Consider the following 25675-nt stretch of genomic DNA (forward strand, 5'->3'; position numbering starts at 1 on the left):
ATCCCGGTCGGGCCATTCGGGCAAAGGGGCCGGATCAGGGATGACGGGGCTTAGACGCCGTTTCCCATGCGCCGCCGACATCCGCAAGAGCAACTTCGATGCATTCGACATCGAGCGCAATCGTCGATTTGCCGGACAGGACGAGTTCGATCGTGCCTTCCGGACCCTCGCCCTTCTGCAAGAAGGTGATCGCCAAAAGCGACAGGACCTCGTCCTTGCGGCCGCGGTTGATGCCGGTCGAGCGCACCGCCTGGACGCGCTTGAAGACGATCGCCGCGCGGCGGCGTTCGAAACCCTTGCGCTGCCTGGCCAAGGCATTCTCCCAGACGAAACGGTTGGCAGCGAGCGAAAAGTTCTGTTCGGGCTGCGACCAGCGGACATCGCCTACCTTGAAAACGGCATCCTGCATATGGGCGGAAATGACGCCCAGGTCGTCCGTGTCGAGGGCCAGCAGCTTCAAGTCGGTCATCGCTTCTAATATCCATCCAGAGGCGCGCGTTCACGCAAATGTTCTCAAGGCTTGAGATAGGATGTGGCGTGGCAAGAAGCAACGGCGCTTCGCGAGACGGAACGCACCTTTATCCGCGCCGACTGACGTGCGACACGGTTCAAAGGCGGGAATGGGGCAGGCAGGGCATTGGAGTAGTTGGCGAGGTAGGTTTCCGCCTGCCCCGATCGCCTCTTGCGGTTTGCGGAGAATTTCCAAGCCCTCCCTCGCCGCTTTGACGACCATCACCGGAACCAGGCGCTTTCGAACCTTCGTGAGGCAGCCGGTTCGCGAACCCGGTTCCCATCCGATGACGCGGCTATTATGATCCTATGTCTCTGCTGCGGGGACGCCGGCGGCGCAAAAATCTGCCAAGCCTTTGACGAAACACGGCGGAAAATGCCGTTCGGCCGCATTTCGTCCCCGGTCGCAATGCCGGTTACCTGCCACCGGCTAAATCGACATTGGAGTGAATTCTGTTGTGCAGCAACAGAAGGCCGAGAAACGCCGAGAAGGCGAAGATCGAGATGACCAGGGCGAGCCACAGGGCGGCGTGGGGGCCGGCGGTGGTGAGAATGGCGGTGAATGCCGGTGGGGCGGCGGCGAAAGAGAAGTTGAGAGGCACGGCGAGCTGTGCCGAGGCGCGGGCATAGGCGCCAGCGGGGAAAATCTGCAACGGCAGCGTCGCACGGGTGACGGCGTTGATGCCGCTGGCAAAGCCGTAGAGCGTGGCGAACAGCATGGCGCCGGCGAAATTGCTGGTCAGTAGAAGGACGGTAAAGCTCAGCGGGAACAGGGCCGTGGCGGCAAGGCCGGTGACGAAGCCCGACCAGCGCCGGCCGCCCAGAAAATCCAGCAGCCGCCCCGCCCATTGGGCGATACCGATAAAGGCTGCGGCCGCCAGCGCGCTGGCATGATCGAGACCTTGAGCCTGGAACAGGATGATGATGGTGAGGGCAAAGCCCCAGGTGAAAAAGCCATTGGCGGCAAAGCTCATGGCCAGCAGGACGAAGCGTGGCCGGTCGATAGCGGCTGGCTCGGCCGTCGTCTTCGCAGCGGATTTTTCTCCGGGCCGGCGGGCAAGCGCCGTCCAATGCAGCGGCGTGCAGACAAGAAACATGAGGGCGGCATAGGCGAGTGTGGTCGTGCGCCAGCCCCACTCAGCCTGCAGAAGCCCCGTCAGCGGCCACATGATGGCCGATGTCAGCCCGCCGGCCAGGACCAGCACACCGAGCGCCTGGCGCGCCTTGTCGCCGGCGATCTCGGCCGCTGCGATCTGCGCCGGTGTCGTCAGCATGCAGGCGCCGGCAAGGCCGAGAATGATCCACGCCAGGAGATAGGATTCCGGACCATTGGCCAGGCCCATGACCAGCAGGCCGGCGGCACCCAGCGGCGACCCCAGAACCATGATCGGGCGCGCGCCATGACGCTCGAACTTGGCGCTCAGGGGCCAAGACACCATGGCCATGACGACCAGCATGACCGTCGGCCCTGCCATGACCATGGGGAGCGCCATGCCCAGTTCGCCGGCCATTGCAGGCCCGGTGACCGCGGGCAGCCAGAACGTGGTGCCCCAGCCGATCAACTGGGTTAGCGACAGGGCGGCAACGGCACGGACTGTGGAAGAGCGGAAGTGAGTTAAAAGGGGAATCATTCGAGACCTCGGGGGCACGGGCGGCTGTTGTTTCTGACTGGGAAGTGAGGAAGGACCGCGCTTCGGTCAGCGAACCTTCCGAGTGCGAGAATTAAAGGAATTAATGCTGTCACCGCCGTTACTCATGTTATGAATTCGGTGTCGGCTTAAATCTCGGTTTGGACGTATCGATTGTCCTGAAAGGCTTTTTATCTTCGCTTGTGCTGGATTTTCGTCAGACGCTCAAACGAGGAATTCGAGGGGAGAGTGAGGAAAATTCATGCAAGGCAAGCACCGCATCTCTCTCAATTCCGTCCGGGTGTTCACGATCGTCGCCCGGACCGGCAGCCTGACGGCCGCAGGCGCTGAACTCGGCGTCACCTCCGGCGCGGTGAGCCACCAGCTGAAAAAGCTTGAAGACGAGCTCGGGGTGAGCTTCTTCCGCCGGGGAAGCAACACCGTTTCGCTGACCGACGCGGGACAACGGTTCTATCAGGAAGTCGCGCCCGCGATCGGGCTGATCGAGCGTTCGGCCGACGCGCTCTATCGTGACGAAACCGAAATCAGCGTCCATGCGACGACGTCGTTTGCACTGCGTTGGCTCATCCCGTCGCTGGATCGTTTCCGCACTCTCTGCCCCAACGTCCGCGTCCGGGTGGAGACCGGTTCGGCGCGAAGTTTTCCCGCCATCCCGGACAGCGATGTCAGCATCCGTCATTTCCGGGCTGGACAAGCCGCTGAAGGATGGGAGTTCCTGGCGCGCGACCTGCGCCGGCCGGTTGCGTCTCCAAGCCTGCTGGCAAGAGAGCCCGGCAGCCGGCAGATTACCGTTGCCGACCTGCCGGCGCTTCAATGCTCCGTCGGCAACTGGGACTGGAAGCTCTGGTGCGAGACATTCCGTATCCCTCCCGCGGACCTTTCCGTCACCCATGAATTCGACACCGACGATGCGGCTCTTCACGCCTGCGTCGCCGGTCTCGGGATGGTGCTCGCGCCGACCATCCTCACGGGAAGGGAAACACGGTCCGGCGCGTTGGTTGTGCTGCCCGGATACCAGCCGGTCGAGGCCGGAACGTACCGTTACCAGCGCCGCTCGGAATCGCGGGTGGTGCGGCAATTCTGCGGCTGGATGGATACCGAAATGCGGAACCTCGAATGACGGGTTTTCGCCGCCGGAAACGGCAGCTTTGATTTCATGGCCATCGGTTCACGCCTGCGCCTCCAGGTCAAGCGGACCACTCATCGCGATGTGCTTGGCCTGCAACGCACGAGGTCAATCCAGGACAGCCACCTGATCAGTTCAGGCCTTCCTCGGCGAGCGCCTGGATCACGGAGGGCAGCATCCGCATGCGGTCGAAGGCCTTGCTGAGGTTTTCCGGCAGCTCGACGCCGCTCTTGGGCGCGACCATCAGGACCCAGAACAAGTAGCAGTCCGCAATCGTCATCTTGTCGCTCACCAGGAATTTCTTGTTACCCATCTGGTCGGCCAGGATAGCGAAAGCCTTCGCAAGCTTTTCGCGGGCACGCACCTTTTCCGGCTCGGGGAAGTCCCTGAAAAACGGCTGGTAGCTTCCGTGGATTTCGGAGGCCATGAAAGCGAGAGACTCGAGCGCCCGCCACCGGGCAATGCCGTCTTTCGGAAGAAGCTTGCCGCTCTTCTCGGCGATATAGTTTAAAATAACCGGGTTTTCCGTGAGAAATACGCCGTCTTCCAGCTCAAGGGTCGGGATATAACCCTTTTGGTTGATGGAAAGGAAATCGCGGCCGTCCTCGGTTTTCCTGTCGTGGTCGATGCTCAGGAGCTTGTAGGGAAGCCCGGTCTCGATCAGCGCTATGTGATCGGCGAGACTGCAGGCGGCCGGATAATAGAAGAGGTTCATGGTGGTCTCCTTGTGATGGACCTGTCTCGATGTTTCTTTTCGGAGACAAGGTCTGCAATGTTGACCACGACCATTTATGTGACCTAAAAATGCCCGTCAAAAGCATATCTTTGGGAGTTGGTCAGATGGATGTGACCGTTTCGCACGCAGAAGCCGATTGCAGAGGCGTGAGTGAAATCCTCAGCCGGGTCGGCGACAAATGGACGATCCAGGTCGTCGTATCGCTTCGGCTGGAGCCCCGACGGTTCAACGAGCTGAAACGGCAGGTCGGCGGCATTTCGCAGCAGATGCTGACAAGGACGCTCAAGACACTGGAACGCGACGGCATGGTCGAACGCACCGTTCGCCACAGCACCCCGCCGCAGGTCGAATACACGCTGACGCCGCTCGGACATTCCCTGTCGGAAACCGCGCGGCAACTCGCCGATTGGGCGGCGGCCCATCAGCGAGAAATCGAAGACAACCGCCTTCATTACGACGCCCGTCAGCTTTGATGGACCCGCGATCCTGGTGCTTGCAGCCGCCTGGCAATCGAACCTGATCAAGAAGTGCGCTTCGGGCCGAAAGCGGCCTCCTCAGCGCCCAACATTCAGCTTGGGAAATCCGCCGAAAGGCTGATTTCCTCCCAGAGTTCGATCTGGGAGAGCCGCTCCTTCAGCTTTTGCGTGACCGCGTTATAGCAGATCGCACCGAGTACCAGGTGGCGGGGAGCCTGATCCGCTTCGGTGGCGGCGATCATCGCCTCGCCGGCGCGCACCGGATCGCCGGGCTGGCGGCCGCTATAGCCGGAAGTCGCGCCCATGCGGGCGGCGGCCGTCTCCGCATAATCGGCGATCCGGCTCGGCGTCTGCTTCAGCGAGCGACCGGCCCAGTCGGTGCGGAACGGACCCGGCTCGACGCAGGTGACCTTGATGCCGAGCGGCGCGCCTTCCATGGCGAGCGCATCGGAAAACCCTTCGACCGCGTGCTTGCTCGCCGCATAATAGCCGGAGCTCGGAAGGCCCATGAAGCCGGCCATCGAGGTGATGTTGAGGATGTGGCCTCGGCGCTGCGCCCGCATGCCCGGCAGCACGGCGCGGGTCATGGCGAACAGGCCGAAGACATTGGCATCGAACATCGCGCGGATCTCGTCCTCCTCGCCTTCCTCGATCGACGCCTGGTAGCCGTAGCCGGCATTGTTGACCAGCACGTCGATGCGGCCGAATTTCTGCTCGGCGGCGGCGACCGCATCGGAAATCTGCTTCATGTCCGTCACATCGAGATCGAGCGCCAGGACATGATCCCTGCCGTCGGCGAGATCGGCGACCCGATCCCTGCCGCGGGCGGTGACCACGGTCGGCCAGCCGCGATCGATCGTCAGCTTGGCGAGCTCGCGACCGAAGCCGGTAGAGCAGCCGGTGATGAACCAGACGGGGGCTTGAATATCGGTCATGGGGAAATCTCCGTGGGGTGCCGGATCAAACAATATGAGGCGGGAAAGAGAATGGACGTTTCAAAGAGATAGAAATGCAAAAAAGGACGACAAGGGCAATGCCCTGCCGTCCTTCGCAAAATATCAGCCTTGCGGATCGATCAGTCGCTGACGCGTTCGACCACCGCGCCGCAGCGGGTGAGCTTTTCTTCCAGCCGCTCGAAACCGCGATCGAGATGGTAGACGCGGCTGACCATGGTTTCGCCTTCGGCGGCAAGGCCGGCAATGACCAGCGAGACGGAGGCGCGCAGATCGGTCGCCATGACCGGGGCTCCCTTCAAACGCGTTACCCCTTCGACACGGGCCTTCTGGCCGGACAACGAGATCCTGGCGCCAAGGCGGGCGAGTTCCTGAACGTGCATGAAGCGGTTTTCGAAAATGGTCTCGGTAATGTTCGAGACGCCGGAGGAGCGGGTCATCAGCGCCATGAACTGCGCCTGCAGGTCGGTCGGGAAACCCGGGAACGGTTCGGTGGTGATGTCGACCGGCTGGATGCCGTTGCCGTTGCGCACGACGCGCAGGCCGCTTTCCGTTTCGGTGATATGGGCGCCGGCCAAACGCAGCGTGTCGAGCGCGGTGTCGAGCAGCGACGCTTCGGTGCCTTCGAGCACGACATCGCCGCCCGTCATGGCGACCGCCATCGCATAGGTGCCGGTCTCGATGCGGTCCGGCAGCACGCGGTGGCGCGCCCCGGAGAGCGAAGTGACGCCCTCGACCGTGATCGTCCGGGTGCCGGCGCCGGAAATCTTGGCGCCCATGGCGGTGAGGCATTTTGCCAGATCGACGACCTCCGGCTCACGAGCGGCGTTTTCGATCACCGTCGTGCCGCGGGCAAGCGTCGCCGCCATCATCATCACGTGGGTTGCGCCCACCGAAACCTTCGGGAAGACGTAAGTGGCGCCGATCAGGCCGCCCTTGGGGGCCGTCGCGTTCACATAACCGCCGTCGACTTCCAGGTTGGCACCGAGCGCCTGCAGGCCTTCGAGGAAGAGATCGACCGGACGCGTGCCGATGGCGCAGCCGCCCGGCAGCGAAACCCGCGCCTGGCCTTCGCGGGCAAGCAGCGGACCGATGACCCAGAAGCTGGCGCGCATCTTCGAGACCAGCTCATAGGGAGCGGTCGTATCGACGATGGTGCGGCAGGTGAAGTTGATGGTACGCGAATAGCCCTCTTCCTGGCGCTCGCGGCGGCCATTGACGGCGACATCGACGCCATGATTGCCGAGGATGCGCAGCAGCTGTTCCACGTCGGCCAGATGCGGCACATTTTCGAGCGTCAGCGTATCGCTCGTCAGAAGGGAGGCGATCATCAGCGGCAGAGCGGCGTTTTTCGCTCCCGAGATCGGAATGGTGCCCTTGAGTTCGTTGCCGCCTACAATTCTGATGCGATCCATAAGTTGTAACTCTTCCTTCTGAGCGCGAAAGGAGGCGTCCTTAGACGAAATCCGCCGCTGCTTCAATGATTGCTGAAATGGCCTGCCGGAATAGCCTGTCTGCCAGCCTGTCTCGGCGCATAAGCTACAATGATTCGTCCGTTTTTACGGCAGGCAGTCCTTGGGTCGAATCCTCTTCGCCCGCCCGGCGGGCCCGCGCCTGCGTCTTGCGGCGCATCAGATTCTCGCGAAGCTTGGCTGCAGCCTTCGCCTTTCGCTGCGCTTCGCGGGCTTCAACCGCCCTGCGGTGCCGCTCGCCGCGGCCCTTGCCGGTCTCTCCGCCCTGAGAATCGTGCAGTTCGTCATCATTCGCCATGGCTCTCCATACCCAAAAACCGGGATTCTTGAAAGCGGAAGCGACGTTTTCCCCATTCCCCGACAAAGAACTTGGAATTTGCGGCTTGCGCTGCCGGTGAACCTATGGCAATAGGCCGCTGCCGACGACGCGGGTCTTTCGCGCCGGCTGACGCTGCTATAGCTCAGGGGTAGAGCACTCCCTTGGTAAGGGAGAGGCCGAGAGTTCAAATCTCTCTAGCAGCACCATTTTTCGCCTAAAAAGGCGTCTTACCCGGTATCTTACGTTCTTAGTAACGGCTCCCGTCAATCGAGGGACTATAAAAAACGTGTCCCGAACCGCAGCACATGCCGTGCCTCCTCCGGTGAGGCGCTTCTTGCCACCTCTCAGCAATTCTCCCTTCTATATGAGGCATGAACGTCAAGAGCGATGATCCGGGTACCAACGGAACTTGTTATGCTGCCGTTCATTTTAGCTCTGCTAGTTTGGCTTATTACCGTTGCTGGAGAGAAACAATGAAAGCGAAACAATTCGGATTGCTGGCGGGCATGTCAGCCCTGCTTGTCGGCATCAGCATTCAACCTGTACCTGCTACCGCCCAAGGCTTCGAACTTGAGTTCGGAGAACGTGGCATGCGGATCGAGCGCCCGGATGGCTATGATCGGCGATACGATCGCCGCGAGCGGCGATATGAACGTTCAGGCTGCGGCCCACGTGAAGCTCTGGGCGCTGCCTCACGATACCTGGACGACCCTTACATCAACGCTGAGAACCGAAGGTACTATTATATCGATGGGTACGGCAAGCGCGGTGGAGGCCGTGGCCGTCCGGATTCCGTGATGATCTCCAAAGCCCCCGGCTGCCCACGCGTGTAGCAATCATTGCTTTCGGTAAGCTGGTTAGGCCGAGCCCGAGGTCGGCGTGCTGCCCTCCGTTACAACACAGTCCTGTGCAGCAGGAGTATGCTCGAGGTCGGACTGTGGACGTAGCGGAGGCCATGCCGGTGCTGCAGCAGATGGCGATGAAACATCGGCCGCACAGAAGCCTGGCCGCCGCACGCAAGGCCTTCCTGCATTTCGCCTCCTTCCGCGCAAATTGACCGAACAAGTATCACACCGCGATGTTACCCACGGCGGCGAACGGCCTCATTCAGCCCGCATGCGTCCTTGCAACGGGTGTGGAGAAATCGTGTTTGGCGTGGTTGGAAAGTGGTTCCCAAGCGTTTAATACGCCGCCTATGTGAGAACTTAATCGTCGGGTGCGGCGAGCGGGAGCCCAATTGAGCGGCAAAAAAAGCAGGAAGAACCACCTGGATTCTGGCGCCGTGACCAGCGTCCTCAAGCGGGTGATCGCCGAAAACGGCAAGGATCATGTCCGCGGTTATGCCTTTGCGATCTTCTGTCTGGTCGCGACAGCCATGTCCACCGCCTTCACGGCGTGGATCATGGAGTCGGTGGTCAACGAGGCTTTTGCCAACAAACGGGCCGACATGGTCCTCGTCATCTGCTTTGCGATCTTTGCAGCTTTCGTCATTCGCGGCCTGGCGACCTACGGGCAGGCGGTGACGCTCTCCAAGATCGGCAACAATATCGTCGCCCGTTACCAGCAGCGTCTCTATTCGCATCTCATGAAGCTGTCGGTCGGCTTTTTCGCGGAATCGCGATCGGCCCAACTGGCAGGGCAGATCGGCCAGAATATCGGCGGCATAAGGGACGTCCTCAACCTGGTGGTCACATCGACCGCGCGCGATCTGCTGACCCTGGCGTCGCTGATCGTCGTGATGATCTCCAAGGACTGGGTTCTCTCGCTGATCGTGTTTGCCGTGGCGCCGCCGCTCATTCTTGCGATCCGCTACCTGTCGCAGCGGCTGCGCAGCGTCACGCGCGAAGCCGTCGAGGTCAGCAGCAAGGTGCTGGGCGCCATGCAGGAGACCATCCAGGGCATCACCGTCGTCAAGGCCTTCACCATGGAACAGCAGCTGGAAGCCAAGGTCCGGCGCATTATCGAGACGTCCGAAAGACAGAGCAACCGGATTGCCCGCCTGTCCGAACGCACCGCGCCGCTCACCGAGACATTTGCAGGCGTGGCGATCTCCAGCGTGATCGGTTATGCCGCCTTCCGTTCGATCTACGATAATGTCGCCCCCGGCGCCTTCTTCGCCTTCATCACGGCCCTGCTGATGGCCTATGACCCGGCCCGCCGGCTGGCCCGGATGCAGGTGCAGCTCGAAAGGTCCGTCATCAACGCCCGGATGATCTACAACCTGCTCGACATGCAGCCGCTGCAGCGGGAAAATCCGAACGCACCCGACCTTGTCGTCACCAAGGCGCAGATCGAGCTGAAGGGCGTCGTGTTCGCCTATGGCAGCGGCCAGCCGATCCTCAAGGGGGTGGACCTCATCGCGGAAGGCGGCAAGACCACCGCCCTGGTCGGCCCGTCGGGTGCCGGCAAGTCCACGATCATCTCGCTGATCCCGCGTTTCTACGATCCCGCCGAAGGCCAGATCCTGATCGACGGACAGGACATAGCCCATGTGACCAAGGCGTCGCTGCGTCACAGCCTCGCCTATGTCACGCAGCAGCCCTACCTGTTCGAAGGAACGATCCGCGACAACATCCGCTATGGACGGCCCGAAGCCACCGATGCCGAAGTCGAGGAGGCCGCCCGCCTCGCCCATGCCCACGAGTTCATACTCATGCAGCCGGCGGGGTACGAAACCCCGGTCGGTGAAAACGGCATGACCCTCTCCGGCGGTCAGCGGCAACGCCTGTCGATCGCACGCGCACTCGTGCGCAACGCACCGATCCTTCTTCTCGACGAAGCCACCTCGGCGCTCGACAACGAATCCGAGGCCGCCGTGCAAAGGGCCCTCGATTCGGCCATGCACGGCAGAACCGTCGTCGTCATCGCCCATCGCCTCTCGACCGTCGTCAACGCCGACAAGATCATCGTCATGCATGAAGGACGGGCAGTCGAAGAAGGCACCCATGAACAGCTCGCCAACCGCAAGGACGGCCTGTACGCCCGTTTGAACAACCTAAAGGCGCCGGAAGAGAGTGGTTAGAATTCACATTCGGCCGTGAGGCGTCGGCATGAATTGAGGCGTCATGCCGAGGTCTTGCGGATGATGACCTGCCGGAACAGGTAGACAAGTTCGAACTTTCCCCTCTTCATTTCCAGAAAGCGGTGGATAGCATTCGCCGGATTGTCGTTCGCGTCGGCATAGTAGCCCCAGATATAGTCGTCGAATATCATTATTCCGCCGGGCTTGAGTGCTGCAAAGCCGTTCACGGCATCCATCATCACGTCGTCCGCGAGATGCGAGCCGTCGATGTAAATGAAGTCGAACTTAAGGTCCTTTGGCTTTTCCATGAAGTAAGCGTAGGACGTACCCTTGAACTTGGTCATTCGTCCGGCATGACGCACGAGATTCGCATTGAACCGACCCTCGACGGCCGACATCGCCTCTTTGTCGTGTTCATCAGAACCAGCCCAGGTATCCACACAGGTCAACGTCGCGTTCGGCAGCGTTTCGAGGAAGAAAAAAGCGGACATGCCTTCCCAGCTGCCGATCTCGAGCGCCTTCAGGCCGGCTCTGCTGCGGAGATCGAAGCGATCGAACAACCACATCCAGATTGGAAGGTGACCGACGAACCAGTCATTGCTAAGCAGCAGGCCATTCACTTCAGACGCCACGAAGGCCTTGGTCGCAGGCTTGTATTTCTTCTCGATGCTGCGCCGCTTTCTGCGGAACTTCATGTATTTGAGAACGATTTTCAGCCCTGAGCCGGACCGGAGCAGGAATTTGATGTCGGAAATCTCTTCGGCGATTGATCGGAGCAGCCTCGAGAAACTCATTTTGCTTGACACGCTATTTCCTTGCTTCGAATAAGACCCAGGAAGCCCAACAATCGGCTCGCTGGCAATCTCAACATCATATCTTCCGCCCGGAGGCCTGTGAAGCCAACCCGGGGGAGGATCCAGTGGAAACGGCAACAGTACAGATGCGGTGACCTTGCCGGCGGGCTCTGGAAATCGATGGGCTATGCAATTTGTCTTCAGACCGAACCGCGTGCCATGGAGCACATACGTTCGAGATTTCTGTCGAGCTCTCCGGGGTCGACAATCATGTTGTCGTGATGGGATTCCAAATGCGTGGAAGCAGTATCCGCCAGCATATAGTGGTAAGGATGCGACAGTGCCGAGGCGAGCGTAAAGTAGCAATTATTGGTCTTCGTATCCCGCGGATGAATTTCCAGGATCGAGCCGCCTGGCGCCATGAACAACATGTTGACGAAGCCCGCGCCATGCGGGCCGGCAACCATGTTGCATTCACTTAGAAGCCGCACCTGCTCCGAGAAGGATAAGCTCTCGCCATGGATCACCTCAAAACCATGCCTGGAGAGAACCGGTACGATCTCGTCTTCATTCAGCACCCTTCTAACCGGCGCCTTGCTGCGGCTGATATAGATACGCCGGTCCGGCTTTCGCTCGGTCCCAAAGGCCTGGCGATATCTCTCCGCAACAGATCTGATCAAACGCTCGTTGTAATTGCCCGTTGTGGCGGTGTGGGCAGGAAGTGCCAGCTTCTCAATGGTGAAAGTCTTTTCTTCCGGAATAAACGTCGTGGAACTAAGGTGGAATGGCAAGAGCGCCTGCTCGACAAAGGGAACGAATTGGAAAGAGAAGGGCAGGATCAAGTGGAGGTCATGATCCTGTTCCTTCGCCAGTTGAAGCCTCGGCATCGCATCCGTCAGCCAATGAAAATAATTGCGGCTCCAGTTGTCTGTGATCCAGGCCCCTTTGGAAATCCGCTCAATGGGCAGACGGTATAACGTCCCGAGCGCTTTCAGGCGCCGCATAACGCCAAGCTGGCGCCCGCTGGCAAAGCCGTCTTTCAACAAGGTGTGGCCTTGATAAAGCCAGCCATTGGCACGCGCGGTGATGTTCTCAAGCTGCAGAATCTGGCTTGCAGGGACATCGTAGCTCAGATTCGGCTTGAACAGGTCGGCATCTTTTTCCTCGAAGTTCCTTGGCAGAGCGCGGCTAACCACCGTGGGTTCGTCCACCGTTAGAACGGCTTTATCCTGCGGCCGGGCAAAATGGTAAAACATCAAATCCTCGGACAATCAGTATTGGGGCGAGGTCGGCAAGCTCATCATTCCTCGTCACCAATAGCACCTTAACGTGCTGGCACCTTTGACCCAAAATCCGGGATCTATCTTGCATGCGCAAGCAGTTCCTCGAAATAGGCGATCGTCTTCTCAAGTCCCGCCCGCAATTCAACCGTCGGCTGCCAGTCGAGAAACTGCTTTGCCTTGGAAATGTCTGGCTGACGCTGGATCGGATCGTCGGAAGGCAACGGCCTGAATACCAACTTCGATCTTGATCCGGTCAGCTCTAGGACGAGGTCCGCCAGACCCCGTATTGTGAACTCGTTCGGATTTCCGATATTGAAAGGGCCGACAACATCGTCTCCGGTCGCCATCATTCTCAGCATGGCTTCCACTAGATCGTCGCGATAGCAGAACGAGCGAGTCTGCTCGCCCTGACCGAAAATGGTGATGTCGTCGCCCTTAAGAGCCTGAACAATAAAGTTGGATACTACACGGCCGTCATTTGGATGCATACGTGGCCCGTAGGTATTGAAAATACGCACCACTTTCGTTCGTAGCTTGTGCTGGCGCCGGTAATCGAAGAACAGCGTCTCGGCGCAGCGCTTGCCTTCGTCATAGCAAGAACGGATACCGATCGGATTGACATTGCCCCAGTATTCCTCGACCTGGGGATGGATGCTGGGATCTCCGTAAACTTCGGAGGTCGAAGCCTGCAAAATCTTTGCCCGTACCCGCTTTGCAAGCCCGAGCATGTTGATGGCGCCATGGACGGAGGTCTTGGTCGTCTGGACGGGATCGTGCTGGTAGTGAACAGGAGATGCGGGGCATGCGAGGTTGTAGATTTCGTCAACCTCAACATAGAGCGGGAAACAGACGTCGTGGCGCATCAGTTCGAACCGCGGATGGCCGATTAGATGCTCAACATTCCCGCGCGTACCCGTAAAGAAGTTGTCGACACAGAGTACCTCGTCTCCTCGATCGAGCAGGCGCTCAACGAGGTGGGATCCGAGAAACCCAGCTCCACCGGTTACCAATATTCTCGCGGTCATGCCTGCTTCCCTATAAGCCATATCGCCACCTAGCCGAGAAGCACTTTGATGTCAAAATCCTAGATAGCCACCATCATTTTGCCGGATTCGCCGAATCCTGGTTTTCGTTCCAAAGAGGTGCCGCTTGACGACGATCGTTTTCGCCTATCCAGCCCCACGGCATCGGAAACCGGAAAAGCGGATGTCGGCTCCAGCGCAGTTGTGGAACCGTATGTGAAGCCGGCAGGAGCCAACGCTTGAACATCATCGGGAGGCAAATCAGAGCCGATATCCAATGCCGTTTGCCTCATTCAGCCCGCATGCGTCCTTGCAACGGGTGTGGAGAAATCGTGTTTGGCGTGGTTGGAAAGTGGTTCCCAAGCGTTTAATACGCCGCCTATGTGAGAACTTAATCGTCGGGTGCGGCGAGCGGGAGCCCAATTGAGCGGCAAAAAAAGCAGGAAGAACCACCTGGATTCTGGCGCCGTGACCAGCGTCCTCAAGCGGGTGATCGCCGAAAACGGCAAGGATCATGTCCGCGGTTATGCCTTTGCGATCTTCTGTCTGGTCGCGACAGCCATGTCCACCGCCTTCACGGCGTGGATCATGGAGTCGGTGGTCAACGAGGCTTTTGCCAACAAACGGGCCGACATGGTCCTCGTCATCTGCTTTGCGATCTTTGCAGCTTTCGTCATTCGCGGCCTGGCGACCTACGGGCAGGCGGTGACGCTCTCCAAGATCGGCAACAATATCGTCGCCCGTTACCAGCAGCGTCTCTATTCGCATCTCATGAAGCTGTCGGTCGGCTTTTTCGCGGAATCGCGATCGGCCCAACTGGCAGGGCAGATCGGCCAGAATATCGGCGGCATAAGGGACGTCCTCAACCTGGTGGTCACATCGACCGCGCGCGATCTGCTGACCCTGGCGTCGCTGATCGTCGTGATGATCTCCAAGGACTGGGTTCTCTCGCTGATCGTGTTTGCCGTGGCGCCGCCGCTCATTCTTGCGATCCGCTACCTGTCGCAGCGGCTGCGCAGCGTCACGCGCGAAGCCGTCGAGGTCAGCAGCAAGGTGCTGGGCGCCATGCAGGAGACCATCCAGGGCATCACCGTCGTCAAGGCCTTCACCATGGAACAGCAGCTGGAAGCCAAGGTCCGGCGCATTATCGAGACGTCCGAAAGACAGAGCAACCGGATTGCCCGCCTGTCCGAACGCACCGCGCCGCTCACCGAGACATTTGCAGGCGTGGCGATCTCCAGCGTGATCGGTTATGCCGCCTTCCGTTCGATCTACGATAATGTCGCCCCCGGCGCCTTCTTCGCCTTCATCACGGCCCTGCTGATGGCCTATGACCCGGCCCGCCGGCTGGCCCGGATGCAGGTGCAGCTCGAAAGGTCCGTCATCAACGCCCGGATGATCTACAACCTGCTCGACATGCAGCCGCTGCAGCGGGAAAATCCGAACGCACCCGACCTTGTCGTCACCAAGGCGCAGATCGAGCTGAAGGGCGTCGTGTTCGCCTATGGCAGCGGCCAGCCGATCCTCAAGGGGGTGGACCTCATCGCGGAAGGCGGCAAGACCACCGCCCTGGTCGGCCCGTCGGGTGCCGGCAAGTCCACGATCATCTCGCTGATCCCGCGTTTCTACGATCCCGCCGAAGGCCAGATCCTGATCGACGGACAGGACATAGCCCATGTGACCAAGGCGTCGCTGCGTCACAGCCTCGCCTATGTCACGCAGCAGCCCTACCTGTTCGAAGGAACGATCCGCGACAACATCCGCTATGGACGGCCCGAAGCCACCGATGCCGAAGTCGAGGAGGCCGCCCGCCTCGCCCATGCCCACGAGTTCATACTCATGCAGCCGGCGGGGTACGAAACCCCGGTCGGTGAAAACGGCATGACCCTCTCCGGCGGTCAGCGGCAACGCCTGTCGATCGCACGCGCACTCGTGCGCAACGCACCGATCCTTCTTCTCGACGAAGCCACCTCGGCGCTCGACAACGAATCCGAGGCCGCCGTGCAAAGGGCCCTCGATTCGGCCATGCACGGCAGAACCGTCGTCGTCATCGCCCATCGCCTCTCGACCGTCGTCAACGCCGACAAGATCATCGTCATGCATGAAGGACGGGCAGTCGAAGAAGGCACCCATGAACAGCTCGCCAACCGCAAGGACGGCCTGTACGCCCGTTTGAACAACCTAAAGGCCCCCGAAGAGAGTGCACTCGAATAAAAGCCCCAGCCATGGTGGGCCAGGTCTGCAGGTTGTCTTCACCAAGGGCACGTTAAGTTCTCAAACCGTTCAGCTTGCCTTGCGGTTGAAAAGCGGGCAGGTCTCCCGGGCATCTCAGGGCCGAGAACGTGGCCTTCAGGTCGTCCGACGGAATGGTGGACGCGGGGCTGCGCGAGGGTACGGGCGATGATCGAGGCGATAAAGCGAAAAAAACTTCTGATCGTGGAGCGAAAGCTCGAGCACAATCGCGGGCATCATCATACCCAGATTTCTGCATTGAGCATGTTGCTCCCGGACCATGATACAAATGTCGTGGCTGGAGAATCCTATGACGGATTCCTCGGAACGGCTGCGGGAAAGCTTACCGCGAAGTCCATCAAGCTCGCTAGGCTGCGATCGCGACTGCAATATGGGAATATGTCCCAAAGATTAGGCGCAATATTCGGCGCCGTTAAATCTGCGCATACGCTCCGCTTGCCCCTTTCGGCATTCGGGGCGCCACTGGCCGAAATATGCCGGAACCTGCAATTGGATCCGGGTGATCTTGTCATCGTGCCGACGGCAGACCTCGATACTTTTGAGTCAGCCGTTGAGCTGACGACTATATTAGCGGATAAAGCACCCAGAATTTGCCTCCGTTTTCTCAATTCGGAACTGGGTGACCGAAACGAAAGGATGCGCTCGAAGCGGATGAGTACGGTCCTCAGGACACTGCCGACGAATGTTTTCCTGTTCACCGAGACAGAAGAACTCGCCGCCTATTTCCGCGAGAACTTTGGCATGCCTGTGGAAGGCGGGTTTTACCTGCCTTGCAGCATGCCTGTCGCAATGACCCCCAGTGCCGGGATCGATCGGGGCGATAGATTTCGAATAGGCGTTTTCGGAGAACCGAGACCGGAAAAGGGCAGCCAAAGGCTTGCAGATATCGTCGCTGCACTTGCCGAGTTGGCGGAGGCCGGATCGACGGCGCCAATAGATTTCGTCATCCAAGGTTCGCCGGCGGATTTTCGTGAGGGCGGCGTCTACGCGGCTTTACAAGAATTTCTGAAGGGCGAGCGGAATGTCTTTGTTTCTCCGCAGGACAATCGTATTTCACCGGCGGAATTCGAACGGCTTTTTCATTCGGTAGATGCGGTTCTGCTGCCTTACGAAACGGCTATTTATAGCCTTCAGGGATCCGGTGTCGTTCAAGATGCCGTCGCTGCGCACAAGCCGGTCATCCATACTCGAGGGATGTCGATGATGGCGTTTCTTTCCCACGGGAATGGCGTGGCTGCGACGACCGATCGGGAATTCGCGGAAGCTATCTTGCGCGTCGCCACCGATCCATCGAACTTTCGGGAGGGTACCGCCCGCGCAGCCGCTTGTTTCCAGAACACCCTGGCCGCCAATCCGCTTCTGCGCGTCTTGGACCCGTCGTTGCATGGCCCGCAAGAGGGTTCATAAACGGCCATACCGAACCGGAGACAGGATCGGCCTTCTTAGGCCCGCCTGCCTGATTTGAGCTACGAAATCTTCTGGATGTCCCCAACAGGTGCTAGATACACTGCAACGGTAGGGGTATACGCTTCCGATGGGCCACACATCCTGGGATGAAAAATGATTAAGCGGATAAGTTTCAACGGGACAGAGATTGCGATCATCATATCCAGCAAATTCACCTCGCCGGGTGTGACATTCGTGACGGATGGAAGCTATTCGCAGCAGCTGGCCTATATGAAACGCCCCGAAGGCGAATATATCAGACCCCATTATCACAATCTGAACGAGCGCGCGGTCCATCTGACCCAGGAGGTGCTCGTCATCAAGAGTGGCCGCCTGCGGGCCGATTTCTATACATCGGAACAGCAATATATCGGGTCGGAAGAGCTCGGCGCGGGCGATGTGCTGATGCTGACATCCGGCGGACACGCTTTCAAGATGCTGGAGCCCGTCGAGATGCTGGAGGTCAAACAAGGCCCCTATGCCGGAAACGAAGACAAAACCATCTTCGAAGGGGCCTCAGAGCAGGAAATCATCTCCTTGCCACCCACCCATTTTTCGATCGATCCAGACCAGAAGGTGAAGGCTCCATGATCCCCGTCAACACACCGTCATTCAAGGGGCGAGAAGCCGAATACCTCGCAGAGTGCATCGAGAGCGGCTGGGTCTCCTCCGAAGGTCCCTTCGTTCGCCGGTTTGAGAAAGCCTTTGCCGCAAAGGTTTCGCGCGCGGACGGCGTCGCGGTCGCGAACGGCACATGCGCCCTGGATGTCGCCGTCAAGGCTCTGAAGATCGGAGAGGGCGACGAAGTCATCATTCCGACATTCACCATCATCTCCTGCGCCGCGGCCGTCGTTCGCGCGGGCGCGACACCGGTCGTGGTCGATTGCGATCCCATCACCTGGAACATGACGGCAGAGGCTGTCGAGCAGCGCATCACGCCCCGCACGAAAGCGATCATGGTGGTGCATATCTATGGGCTGCCCGTCGATATGGACCCGATCCTCGACCTGGCCAGGCGTCATGGCCTGAAAATCATCGAAGACGCCGCCGAGATGCACGGGCAGACCTACAAGGGAAAGCCCTGCGGCAGTTTCGGCGATATCAGCATATTCAGCTTTTATCCCAACAAGCATGTCACGACGGGCGAAGGCGGCATGGTCCTGTCGAACGACCCCGAACTGCTCGAGCGGTCGCGCTCGCTTCGAAACCTCTGCTTCATCGAGGAGCAGAGATTTGTGCATTACGAGTTGGGGTGGAATTACCGGATGTCCAACCTGCAGGCGGCGCTGGGCCTGGCGCAGGTCGAACAACTGGATGACGTCGTCTCCCGCAAGAGAGCGATCGGCGCGGCCTATGAAGAGCGCCTGGGCGACCTCGACTGCTTCGACAGGGCTCCGCGCTCGACCAACTATGCCGACAATATCTACTGGGTTTTCGGCCTCGTGGTGCGGCCTTCGGCGAAAAAGAACCGTGCCGAGATCGTCTCGGCCTTGTCCAGCCGGAAGATCGGCACGCGCCCATTCTTCTGGCCGATGCATCGCCAGCCGGTCTTCGAGAAGATGGGGCTTTTCGCAGGTGAACATCACCCGGTTTCGGAGCATATCGGCGCCAACGGCTTTTATCTTCCAAGCGGTCTCGGGCTGTCGGATGCGGATATCGACGAGGTCGCCAGTGCCGTCCGCGAGATCGTTCGATGAGCGTGTTCGCGAATTACGCGGAAATTTACGACACGCTCAATGCCGGCAAGGACTATGCGAAAGAGGCTGAGTTCGTCGCGCAACTGGTGCGGGAGATTGTCCCGGGCGCCCGCACTCTGGTGAATTTCGGATGCGGCACGGGCCAGCACGATCTGATGCTGGCCAAAAGCGGCTTCGAAACTCTGGGCGTCGAACTGAGCGCCCACATGCTCGAGCAGGCACATGCGCGAGGCATGGAGGCCGATATCCCCGAAGGGCGCGCGCGCTTCACGCAGGGCGATTTCCGGAACTTTGAGGCCGGACGGTCGTTCGATGCAGTTGTCTCGCTCTTCCACGTCATGAGCTACCAGACCGATGAAGCCGACGTGGCGGCCGCATTCGCGACATTGAGCGCCCACATGTCAAATGGATCCGTCGCTCTTTTCGACCTCTGGCACGGGCCGGCCGTAGAGCATGTGCTCCCTGAAACCCGTATTCGCCGGGCCGAAAACGACAATCTCAAGATCATCCGGATTGCGGAGCCACAGCACGATGCCAGCGCGCATGTCGTCACTGTCAAGTTCACCTTCTTCATCGAAGACAAGAAGACCGGAGCGATTTCGAGTTTCGAGGAACTCCATCCGATGCGGTATTTTTTCCCGGCTGAAATTCAAGGCCACATAGAAGCTGCCGGTTTGAAGCTGAAAGAGACCGGCGAGTGGCTGACCCGGAATTCGCCTTCGCAAGACACCTGGAGTGTCTATTATCTCGTTGAGAAAACCGGGCATTGACGATGGCGGCAGAGGATGCAGTGGCGAAGTCCCGGCTCAAGCTCGCCGTGATTCTGGAAAAGAGGATTTCCGTCGGGGGCGGTTTCAACCAATCGATCACTGCCGCCCTGCAGATGCTACGGATCGCGCCGGAACCCTATGACGTCGAAATCTACACGACCATAGAAAGCAATATCGAGACCCTTGCCGCCCATGGCTTGAAGGCCAGGCATTTCGTCAAGCCGAAGCGCAAGCTGTCCAAGAAGGTCGCCCAGGCCTTCCAGTCCGCGCGCAGGCGGCGTGAAGAGATGACGGAATTCGAGCTTGAGATAAAACGGCTGGGAATAGATCTCGTCTACTTCACCGCCCCCAGCGGATATGCGCTCGACCTCCAGGCGACGCCTTACATTTTCACGATCTGGGACCTCTGCCATCTGGAACATCCCGAATTCCCCGAGGTCACCGAAAAGCGCGAGTTCGAAAAGCGCGAAGAGCTTTATTCACGTGCGGTCGTCAAGGCGGCCACGACATTGACGGATGGGCTCCACACCAGCCAACTGGCATCACAGCGCTACGGCGTCGCAAGCGACCGCTTCATAGAGATGCCTTTTTCTCCCGCGCCGCTGCTGGGGGAGGCGTCCTCATCTCCCGACGCACTCGCTAAGATGCTCGAAGGTTACGGCCTTGCCCCAGGTTACCTTTTCTATCCGGCGCAATTCTGGGCACACAAGAATCATATCAGGTTGCTTGAGGCCAGCTCGCTTCTGGCCAAGCGCTACGGCACCGCACCCACCATCGTCTTCGCAGGTGGCGATCAGGGACATGCCGGAGCGATCAGGCGCATATCGGAACGTCTCGGGGTATCGGGCAACACACATTTCCTCGGCTTCGTGCCGTCCGAGGATATGAGCCTCTTGTATCAGGGCGCTAAAGCGCTGGTCATGCCGAGCTATTTCGGCCCATCCAATCTTCCGCCCATGGAGGCATGGGTGCTGGGCAAACCGGTCCTCTATCCGCAGCGATTTGCCGATTTCGTAGGTGATGCCGCACTTCTTTTCGACCCGGACGACGCCCATTCGCTTGCCGACTGCATCGAACGGCTTTCTGAGGGACCGGGCGATAGCCAGTGGCAGGAGCTTGGCCGCCAGCGCCTGGAGCATTTTGCACGTGAAAGATACGCCGCCGAAGACAGGCTAAGGCGACTACTGTCCCGCCTGGCATCGAGGATGTGCGTGTCAGCCTGAACTGGAGGCAAGGCAAAGGGTCGGATCGTTCACCTTCGACCTCCGAAAGCCCCCATCTACGGCACGTCCCTCGCTTGCTCAAAGGACAAATCTGGTTTACGAGACCGGACGGAATGGACGCTGAGCCGGTGTCGTGCAACTCCATCCGTTTAAAGGCGGTCTCCAGACTTTGGACGGCGATTTCGATCCCTTCAGGTCCGTAATCGAGTGGATAGATGAACGAAGCAAAACCGATCGCCCCAGTAGTCTTCATCATTTTCAACAGACCAGATCTCACCGAACTGGTGTTCCAGGAAATTGCCAAGGCACGCCCCAGCAAGCTGTTCATCATCGCAGACGGTCCGCGCGCGGACCGCGCGAACGAAGCCGAGAAATGTGCCAGGACAAGGCAGGTGGTCGAGAACATCGACTGGGACTGCGAAGTCTTCCGCAATTATTCCGACATCAACCTGGGCTGCCGCAAGCGGATTTCCTCCGGACTGGACTGGGTATTCTCGCAGACCGACCGCGCGATCATCATTGAAGACGACTGCCTGCCGGATCCCAGCTTCTTCCCTTATTGCACCGAACTTCTGGACAGATACGAGGATGACGAGCGCGTCGGTTCCATCGCGGGCTCGAATCTCACGAATGGCAAGGTAACCGTCGAGGATAGCTATTTCTTCAGCCGCTACCCGCTCATCTGGGGCTGGGCTACCTGGCGCCGGGTCTGGCAAAATTACGATGTGTCGATATCGCGCTGGGGGACCTTGCGCGAGAACGGCTGGCTCAACACCGTCGCCCATCCTGAAGAATTCGAACACTGGATCAAGGCGTTCAATCGGGTGTTCGAAGGCGGGCTCGACGCCTGGGGCTATCAGTTTCACTTTTCGCAGTGGCTCCAACGGCAGATCAGCATACAGCCGCAGCACAACCTGATCAGCAACCTGGGTTTCCGGGCGGACGCGACCCACACGCTGGATGAGAGCAGCTTGGCCGACCTTCCCCGCCAGGGCCTGGAGTTTCCGCTCCGCCACCCGCAGGTGCCCGCCACGAACTTCCTCGCCGACGATACCTATATGCGCGAGCATTGCTATCGGAAGAAGAAGGAAAAGGGGCTAAAGCGCCTCCTGAGGAAGATAGTCCCCAAACGCTGACAGGAACCGGTGCCGCGGCCCGTCCCTGGTTGCCGAATCTGGACCCGCCCCCTCGTTTGCGGACCTACGGAGTGAATCTCGATGCCCAAACTACGTCTTCCCTTTAAAAAGAAGAAGTCCGTCAGCCCGTATTTCGGGCTCAACGAGCTGGATCGGAAGATCGAGAAATATGTCGATTACGACAACGGGTTCTACGTGGAACTTGGCGCCAATGACGGCATTCGCCAGTCCAACACCTATTATTTCGAGAAAAATCGCGGATGGAGCGGCATCCTCATAGAACCCTCGCCGAACAATTTTCTGGAATGCAGAAAGAACCGCAGCGAGAAGAACGCCATATTCTGCAATGCGTGCGTGCGCTTCGGTTATCCACACAAATATGTGGACATGACTTATGGCAACCTGATGAGCGTCTCCACGAATGTCGAGGTCGATTTAGAGAGCGTACCAGCCCATCTGGAGCGCTCACGACAATTCCTGAGGAATCGGGAAGCGACATTCGAGTTCGGCGCAGTAGCAAAGCCGCTCAGCACGATCCTGGACGAGGGCAAAGCGCCAGCGCTGATGGACGTGTTGTCCCTGGACGTGGAAGGTGCCGAACTTGAGGTCCTGATGGGCGTGGATTTCGATCGCCATAATTTCAGGTTCATGGTTATAGAGTGCCGGAACATCGACCGGATGCGGAGCTTCCTGGAAGCCAAGGGCTATACGCTCCTGGATCAGCTTACCGAGCACGACTACCTGTTCAAGTTCAATATGCCCGGAACGGCCTGATGAAACGCCCGCATCTTGGCTCTCTGTTCGCGAGGGCCGACCAGGCGGCCTTTTCCTCCGCGATACCGGCCCGATCAACAGCTGCCGTTGGACGACGACCGTTTTCTTGCTAATCCTCCAATGGCAAAGGGTTGGCGAACCTCATCCAATCGAGGCGGGATCGATAAGGGAGAAGCCGGTTTACACTGAGAACTCGACCCCCAGCACTTCAGGACGCCCATGCAGCTATTGCCGCGCGGGCGTTTGCGTCCGGGATCCAATAATCCACTCGCAATGCAACGCATCGGCACCCTTGTGCGTTGCGCGCCATCGGCTCGCATGGGTGCGGGTCATCGGAACGGCATGCTGATGCGGCTCGGCGCAATTCTTGATCGTTGGAACGACCAATCCCTCGCCCGGCAGTTTCTGCTGGCGGGAGGCTTGGTCGCCTTCGCGGCGATGCTTCTGGTCGGTGCCTTTGTGACCAGCCTCATCGAAGCGGCGGTCACCCGCAATTCGGCGGCGTCCACCGCCCTTTATGTCGACAGCATCATCGCCCCGCTGCTTCCGGACATGAAGACCGACCAGACGCTCGACGACGTCACCACCCGTGCGCTCGACGAGACCTTCGGCCAGGGCGCGCTCGGTGGCCAGGTCATATCCTTCAAGCTCTGGCGCAAGGACGGCACGATCCTCTATGCGACGGACAAAGGCATGGTGGGACAGAAATACGGGCCGAGCGAAGGTCTACAAACCGCGTTTTCCGGGCAGATGGTGGCGCGGTTCGGGCTTGCCGAAGACCCTGAAAGCAAGATCGAGCGAGCGACCGGAATTCCGCTTCTCGAAATCTACAATCCCATCCTGCAGCCCTGGTCGGGAGAGGTCGTCGCGGTCTCGGAGTTCTACGAGGTTGCGGACGATTTCGAGCGCAGCCTTTATCAGGCGCAGCTTCGAAGCTGGGCGGCGGTGGCCGGCGTCACGCTCGCCTTCTTCCTGATCCTCTCGGCGATCGTTTTCCGCGGCAGCCGCACGATCGACCATCAGCGACAGGCATTGACCCAGCGGGTCGCGGAACTCTCCGACCTGCTTTCGCAAAACGAGGCTCTTCACGCGCGGGCTCAGCGCGCCTCGCGGCGCGCCACCGCCCTCAACGAGAGCTACCTGCGCCGGCTCGGCGCCGACCTGCATGACGGGCCGGCCCAGCTTGTGGCCTATGCGGCACTGCGGGTGGACAGCCGGCTCCTGACCGATCCGGCAACGCCGCCGACCGCCCGCGAGGCGGAGGTCACCACGATCAAGGCCCGCCTCGACGAGGCGATGGACGAGATCCGCAGCATCTGCAGCGGCCTGGTTCTGCCACAGATCGAAACTGCCGAACTGCCGGAGGTGCTGCAGCGCGCCGTCAACGCGCACCGGCAGCGCACGGGCGTCGCTGTCGCACTGTCGGTGTCGAGCGGATCGCGACCGCTCTCGCCTTCCGCCAAGATCTGCATCTATCGCTTCGTGCAGGAAGCGCTCAACAACGGCTTCCGCCATGGCGGCGGCATAGACCAGAGCGTTCGCCAGAGTTTTGACAACGGCAATGTCGTCGTCGAAGTTGCCGACCGGGGGCCGGGGTTCGATCCCCAACGCATACGCCCCGAAGGTCTCGGGCTCGCAGGGCTCAGGGAGCGGATCGAAAGCCTCGGCGGCACATTCGCGATCACCACATCGAAGGACGGAACCACGGTCAGAATGTCACTGAACGTGCATGAAATGGAGCAGGCATGATGGCAGGAATAAAGATAGCGGTCGTCGACGACCATCCGTTGTTCCGCGAAGGAGTGACGCGCAGCTTCGGGGAGATCGAGGATTTCGAGATGGTCGGCGAAGGCGGGTCTCGTGACGACGCGCTGCGCATCGTGCGGGAATTGTGCCCGGACGTGATGCTGATGGACATTTCCATGCCCGGCAACGGTCTCGAGGCGATTGCCGAAGCGCTGGATTACTGCCCGGATCTCAAGATCGTCATGCTCACCGTTTCCGAGACGAGCGAAGACATCGCGACCGCGCTGAAGCTCGGCGCAAAAGGTTATGTCCTCAAGGGCGTCGGCTCGCGCGGCCTGGCAGATGTGGTCAGAACCGTGGCGTCCGGGGAGAGCTATGTTTCGCCTGCCCTTTCGGCGCGACTGATCGCCGGCCTTTCCGCCCCGAGCGAAACCCCGCCAAAGCCCGATCTTTTGTCGGAACTGACCGACCGCGAACAGGAGGTCCTCAGCCTCGTGGCATCCGGACTGAGCAACAAGCGGGTGGCGCGGGAGCTCGATCTTCATGAAAAGACCGTCAAGCATCACATGACCCGCATCCTGTCGAAGCTGAAGGTGACCAACCGGACGGAGGCAGCACTCGCTCTTCGCGATGCGACCGATCAACGCTCAGCGGCCGAACGACCGCAATCTTGAGATGTCCGAGGGTGTCGCGGTCCGGTTGACGATCGTGCGGGAACGCGAATCCCGCATTTCGTAACGCCCCTGGGAAATCCGCTCCGTCGCGCCGTTTTGATGGCGGACGGTGATCGAGGTTCCGCGAATATCGACCTCGACGCCGGCTTTCGATGGAGCTGCCGGCCCTGGGTTCGCCGGAGCTGAAGGCCGCGAGGGAGCAGCGGTCGCGCTGCGCGGCGTCGTGGTTGCGCCTGCCGGAGCCGATCCGGCTCCTGTACCGGTTCCGCTCGTGCCACCGGCGCCGCCGGTGTGAGCTCCACCGCTGCCACCATTTCCGTTGTTGCTCCCGCCGCCGGCATTGTCACTACCGTTCCCGTTGCTGTTCCCTCCGGAGCCGCCGTTTCCACCATTACTTCCGCCGCCGCCGCCCCCGCCATTGCCATTGCCCTCCTGGGCCGCAACGCTCGACAGCGTGACGCGCAAGAGGCCGTCCGCGCCAGCGATAACCTTCAAAGGCAGCACGGTTGCAATAATTGCGGTGAGTGCTCCGCTCAAGAATAGCATTCTACGCGTCGGCATCTCTCGCTCCTAGGTAGCCCTCTCCTGCGTGCA

Annotated in this window: 25 protein-coding genes and 1 tRNA gene; 15 read left to right on the forward strand and 11 right to left on the reverse strand. The window is 59.9% G+C overall.

Annotation, left to right across the window (positions count from 1 at the left end; genetic code table 11):
- Nucleotides 1-34: 34 nt before the first annotated feature.
- Both J2857_RS23365 and J2857_RS23370 read right to left on the reverse strand, forming a co-directional pair.
- Nucleotides 35-469: a DUF2948 family protein gene (locus tag J2857_RS23365; protein ID WP_210012509.1), complete on the reverse strand. Its 435-nt coding sequence runs from the start codon at nt 467-469 to the stop codon at nt 35-37.
- A 457-nt stretch (nt 470-926) separates the two neighbouring features.
- On the reverse strand, nt 927-2141 hold the full coding sequence (locus J2857_RS23370; protein ID WP_210012510.1) for an MFS transporter: 1215 nt from the start codon (nt 2139-2141) through the stop codon (nt 927-929).
- Between the two features lie 259 nt (nt 2142-2400).
- Between J2857_RS23370 and J2857_RS23375 the strand changes: the two genes are divergently transcribed.
- Nucleotides 2401-3279: a LysR substrate-binding domain-containing protein gene (locus tag J2857_RS23375; RefSeq protein WP_210012511.1), complete on the forward strand. Its 879-nt coding sequence runs from the start codon at nt 2401-2403 to the stop codon at nt 3277-3279.
- A 136-nt stretch (nt 3280-3415) separates the two neighbouring features.
- Here J2857_RS23375 and J2857_RS23380 read toward each other — a convergent pair whose 3' ends face one another.
- Entirely contained in the window at nt 3416-4000 is a 585-nt protein-coding gene (locus J2857_RS23380) for a glutathione binding-like protein (RefSeq protein WP_210012512.1), read from the reverse strand.
- A gap of 125 nt (nt 4001-4125) precedes the next feature.
- Between J2857_RS23380 and J2857_RS23385 the strand changes: the two genes are divergently transcribed.
- The gene (locus J2857_RS23385; protein WP_210012513.1) at nt 4126-4494 is read left to right on the forward strand and encodes a winged helix-turn-helix transcriptional regulator; all 369 of its coding nucleotides are present in this window, start codon (nt 4126-4128) and stop codon (nt 4492-4494) included.
- 95 nt (nt 4495-4589) lie between these two features.
- Here J2857_RS23385 and J2857_RS23390 read toward each other — a convergent pair whose 3' ends face one another.
- The 3 genes from J2857_RS23390 to J2857_RS23400 form a co-directional block, all read right to left on the reverse strand.
- Nucleotides 4590-5432, reverse strand: a complete 843-nt coding sequence (locus tag J2857_RS23390; RefSeq protein ID WP_210012514.1) for an oxidoreductase — start codon at nt 5430-5432, stop codon at nt 4590-4592.
- Nucleotides 5433-5572: 140 nt separating this feature from the next.
- Nucleotides 5573-6865 carry a UDP-N-acetylglucosamine 1-carboxyvinyltransferase gene (murA, locus tag J2857_RS23395; RefSeq protein WP_210012515.1) on the reverse strand — a complete coding sequence of 431 codons (1293 nt, stop codon included), beginning with the start codon at nt 6863-6865 and terminating at the stop codon, nt 5573-5575.
- 124 nt (nt 6866-6989) lie between these two features.
- Entirely contained in the window at nt 6990-7220 is a 231-nt protein-coding gene (locus J2857_RS23400) for a hypothetical protein (RefSeq protein WP_210012516.1), read from the reverse strand.
- Nucleotides 7221-7372: 152 nt separating this feature from the next.
- Between J2857_RS23400 and J2857_RS23405 the strand changes: the two genes are divergently transcribed.
- From J2857_RS23405 to J2857_RS23415, 3 genes are all read left to right on the forward strand, one after another.
- Nucleotides 7373-7447 (forward strand) — tRNA-Thr (locus tag J2857_RS23405).
- A gap of 267 nt (nt 7448-7714) precedes the next feature.
- Complete coding sequence (locus tag J2857_RS23410; RefSeq protein WP_210012517.1) at nt 7715-8074, forward strand: hypothetical protein; 360 nt, start codon at nt 7715-7717, stop codon at nt 8072-8074.
- A gap of 404 nt (nt 8075-8478) precedes the next feature.
- On the forward strand, nt 8479-10263 hold the full coding sequence (locus J2857_RS23415) for an ABC transporter ATP-binding protein (protein WP_210012518.1): 1785 nt from the start codon (nt 8479-8481) through the stop codon (nt 10261-10263).
- 41 nt (nt 10264-10304) lie between these two features.
- Here J2857_RS23415 and J2857_RS31435 read toward each other — a convergent pair whose 3' ends face one another.
- The 4 genes from J2857_RS31435 to J2857_RS23435 form a co-directional block, all read right to left on the reverse strand.
- Complete coding sequence (locus J2857_RS31435) at nt 10305-11285, reverse strand: class I SAM-dependent methyltransferase (RefSeq protein ID WP_210012519.1); 981 nt, start codon at nt 11283-11285, stop codon at nt 10305-10307.
- The gene (locus J2857_RS23425; RefSeq protein ID WP_210012520.1) at nt 11258-12313 is read right to left on the reverse strand and encodes a glycosyltransferase family 61 protein; all 1056 of its coding nucleotides are present in this window, start codon (nt 12311-12313) and stop codon (nt 11258-11260) included. Before J2857_RS23425 ends, J2857_RS31435 begins: the two co-directional genes overlap by 28 nt.
- 104 nt (nt 12314-12417) lie before the next feature.
- Nucleotides 12418-13365, reverse strand: a complete 948-nt coding sequence (locus J2857_RS23430; RefSeq protein WP_210012521.1) for a UDP-glucuronic acid decarboxylase family protein — start codon at nt 13363-13365, stop codon at nt 12418-12420.
- A gap of 59 nt (nt 13366-13424) precedes the next feature.
- Entirely contained in the window at nt 13425-13640 is a 216-nt protein-coding gene (locus J2857_RS23435; RefSeq protein WP_210012522.1) for a hypothetical protein, read from the reverse strand.
- Nucleotides 13641-13785: 145 nt separating this feature from the next.
- Here J2857_RS23435 and J2857_RS23440 point away from each other — a divergent pair, with 145 nt between their 5' ends.
- From J2857_RS23440 to J2857_RS23485, 10 genes are all read left to right on the forward strand, one after another.
- Complete coding sequence (locus J2857_RS23440) at nt 13786-15576, forward strand: ABC transporter ATP-binding protein (RefSeq protein WP_210012523.1); 1791 nt, start codon at nt 13786-13788, stop codon at nt 15574-15576.
- Nucleotides 15577-15762: 186 nt separating this feature from the next.
- On the forward strand, nt 15763-17022 hold the full coding sequence (locus tag J2857_RS23445; protein ID WP_210012524.1) for a hypothetical protein: 1260 nt from the start codon (nt 15763-15765) through the stop codon (nt 17020-17022).
- 153 nt (nt 17023-17175) lie between these two features.
- Nucleotides 17176-17652, forward strand: a complete 477-nt coding sequence (locus tag J2857_RS23450; protein ID WP_210012525.1) for a hypothetical protein — start codon at nt 17176-17178, stop codon at nt 17650-17652.
- On the forward strand, nt 17649-18758 hold the full coding sequence (locus J2857_RS23455) for a DegT/DnrJ/EryC1/StrS family aminotransferase (RefSeq protein ID WP_210012526.1): 1110 nt from the start codon (nt 17649-17651) through the stop codon (nt 18756-18758). The genes J2857_RS23450 and J2857_RS23455 overlap by 4 nt, the downstream gene beginning before the upstream one ends.
- Nucleotides 18755-19528, forward strand: coding sequence for a class I SAM-dependent DNA methyltransferase (locus J2857_RS23460; protein WP_210012527.1), 774 nt, complete (start codon nt 18755-18757; stop codon nt 19526-19528). Before J2857_RS23455 ends, J2857_RS23460 begins: the two co-directional genes overlap by 4 nt.
- 2 nt (nt 19529-19530) lie before the next feature.
- On the forward strand, nt 19531-20751 hold the full coding sequence (locus J2857_RS23465; protein WP_245363860.1) for a glycosyltransferase family 4 protein: 1221 nt from the start codon (nt 19531-19533) through the stop codon (nt 20749-20751).
- 215 nt (nt 20752-20966) lie between these two features.
- Nucleotides 20967-21887, forward strand: coding sequence for a hypothetical protein (locus J2857_RS23470; protein ID WP_210012529.1), 921 nt, complete (start codon nt 20967-20969; stop codon nt 21885-21887).
- A gap of 81 nt (nt 21888-21968) precedes the next feature.
- A complete protein-coding gene (locus J2857_RS23475) occupies nt 21969-22661 on the forward strand; it encodes an FkbM family methyltransferase (RefSeq protein ID WP_210012530.1) in 693 nt (230 codons plus the stop codon).
- A gap of 348 nt (nt 22662-23009) precedes the next feature.
- Entirely contained in the window at nt 23010-24410 is a 1401-nt protein-coding gene (locus tag J2857_RS23480; protein WP_210013019.1) for a sensor histidine kinase, read from the forward strand.
- The gene (locus J2857_RS23485; protein WP_210012531.1) at nt 24407-25081 is read left to right on the forward strand and encodes a response regulator; all 675 of its coding nucleotides are present in this window, start codon (nt 24407-24409) and stop codon (nt 25079-25081) included. The genes J2857_RS23480 and J2857_RS23485 overlap by 4 nt, the downstream gene beginning before the upstream one ends.
- On the opposite strand, the gene J2857_RS23490 is transcribed toward J2857_RS23485, so the two are convergent.
- A complete protein-coding gene (locus J2857_RS23490; protein ID WP_245363769.1) occupies nt 25055-25642 on the reverse strand; it encodes a hypothetical protein in 588 nt (195 codons plus the stop codon). The genes J2857_RS23485 and J2857_RS23490 overlap by 27 nt on opposite strands.
- Nucleotides 25643-25675: the final 33 nt, after the last annotated feature.

The sequence above is a fragment of the Neorhizobium galegae genome (genome assembly GCF_017877055.1).
Classification (GTDB): Bacteria; Pseudomonadota; Alphaproteobacteria; order Rhizobiales; family Rhizobiaceae; genus Neorhizobium; species Neorhizobium galegae_D.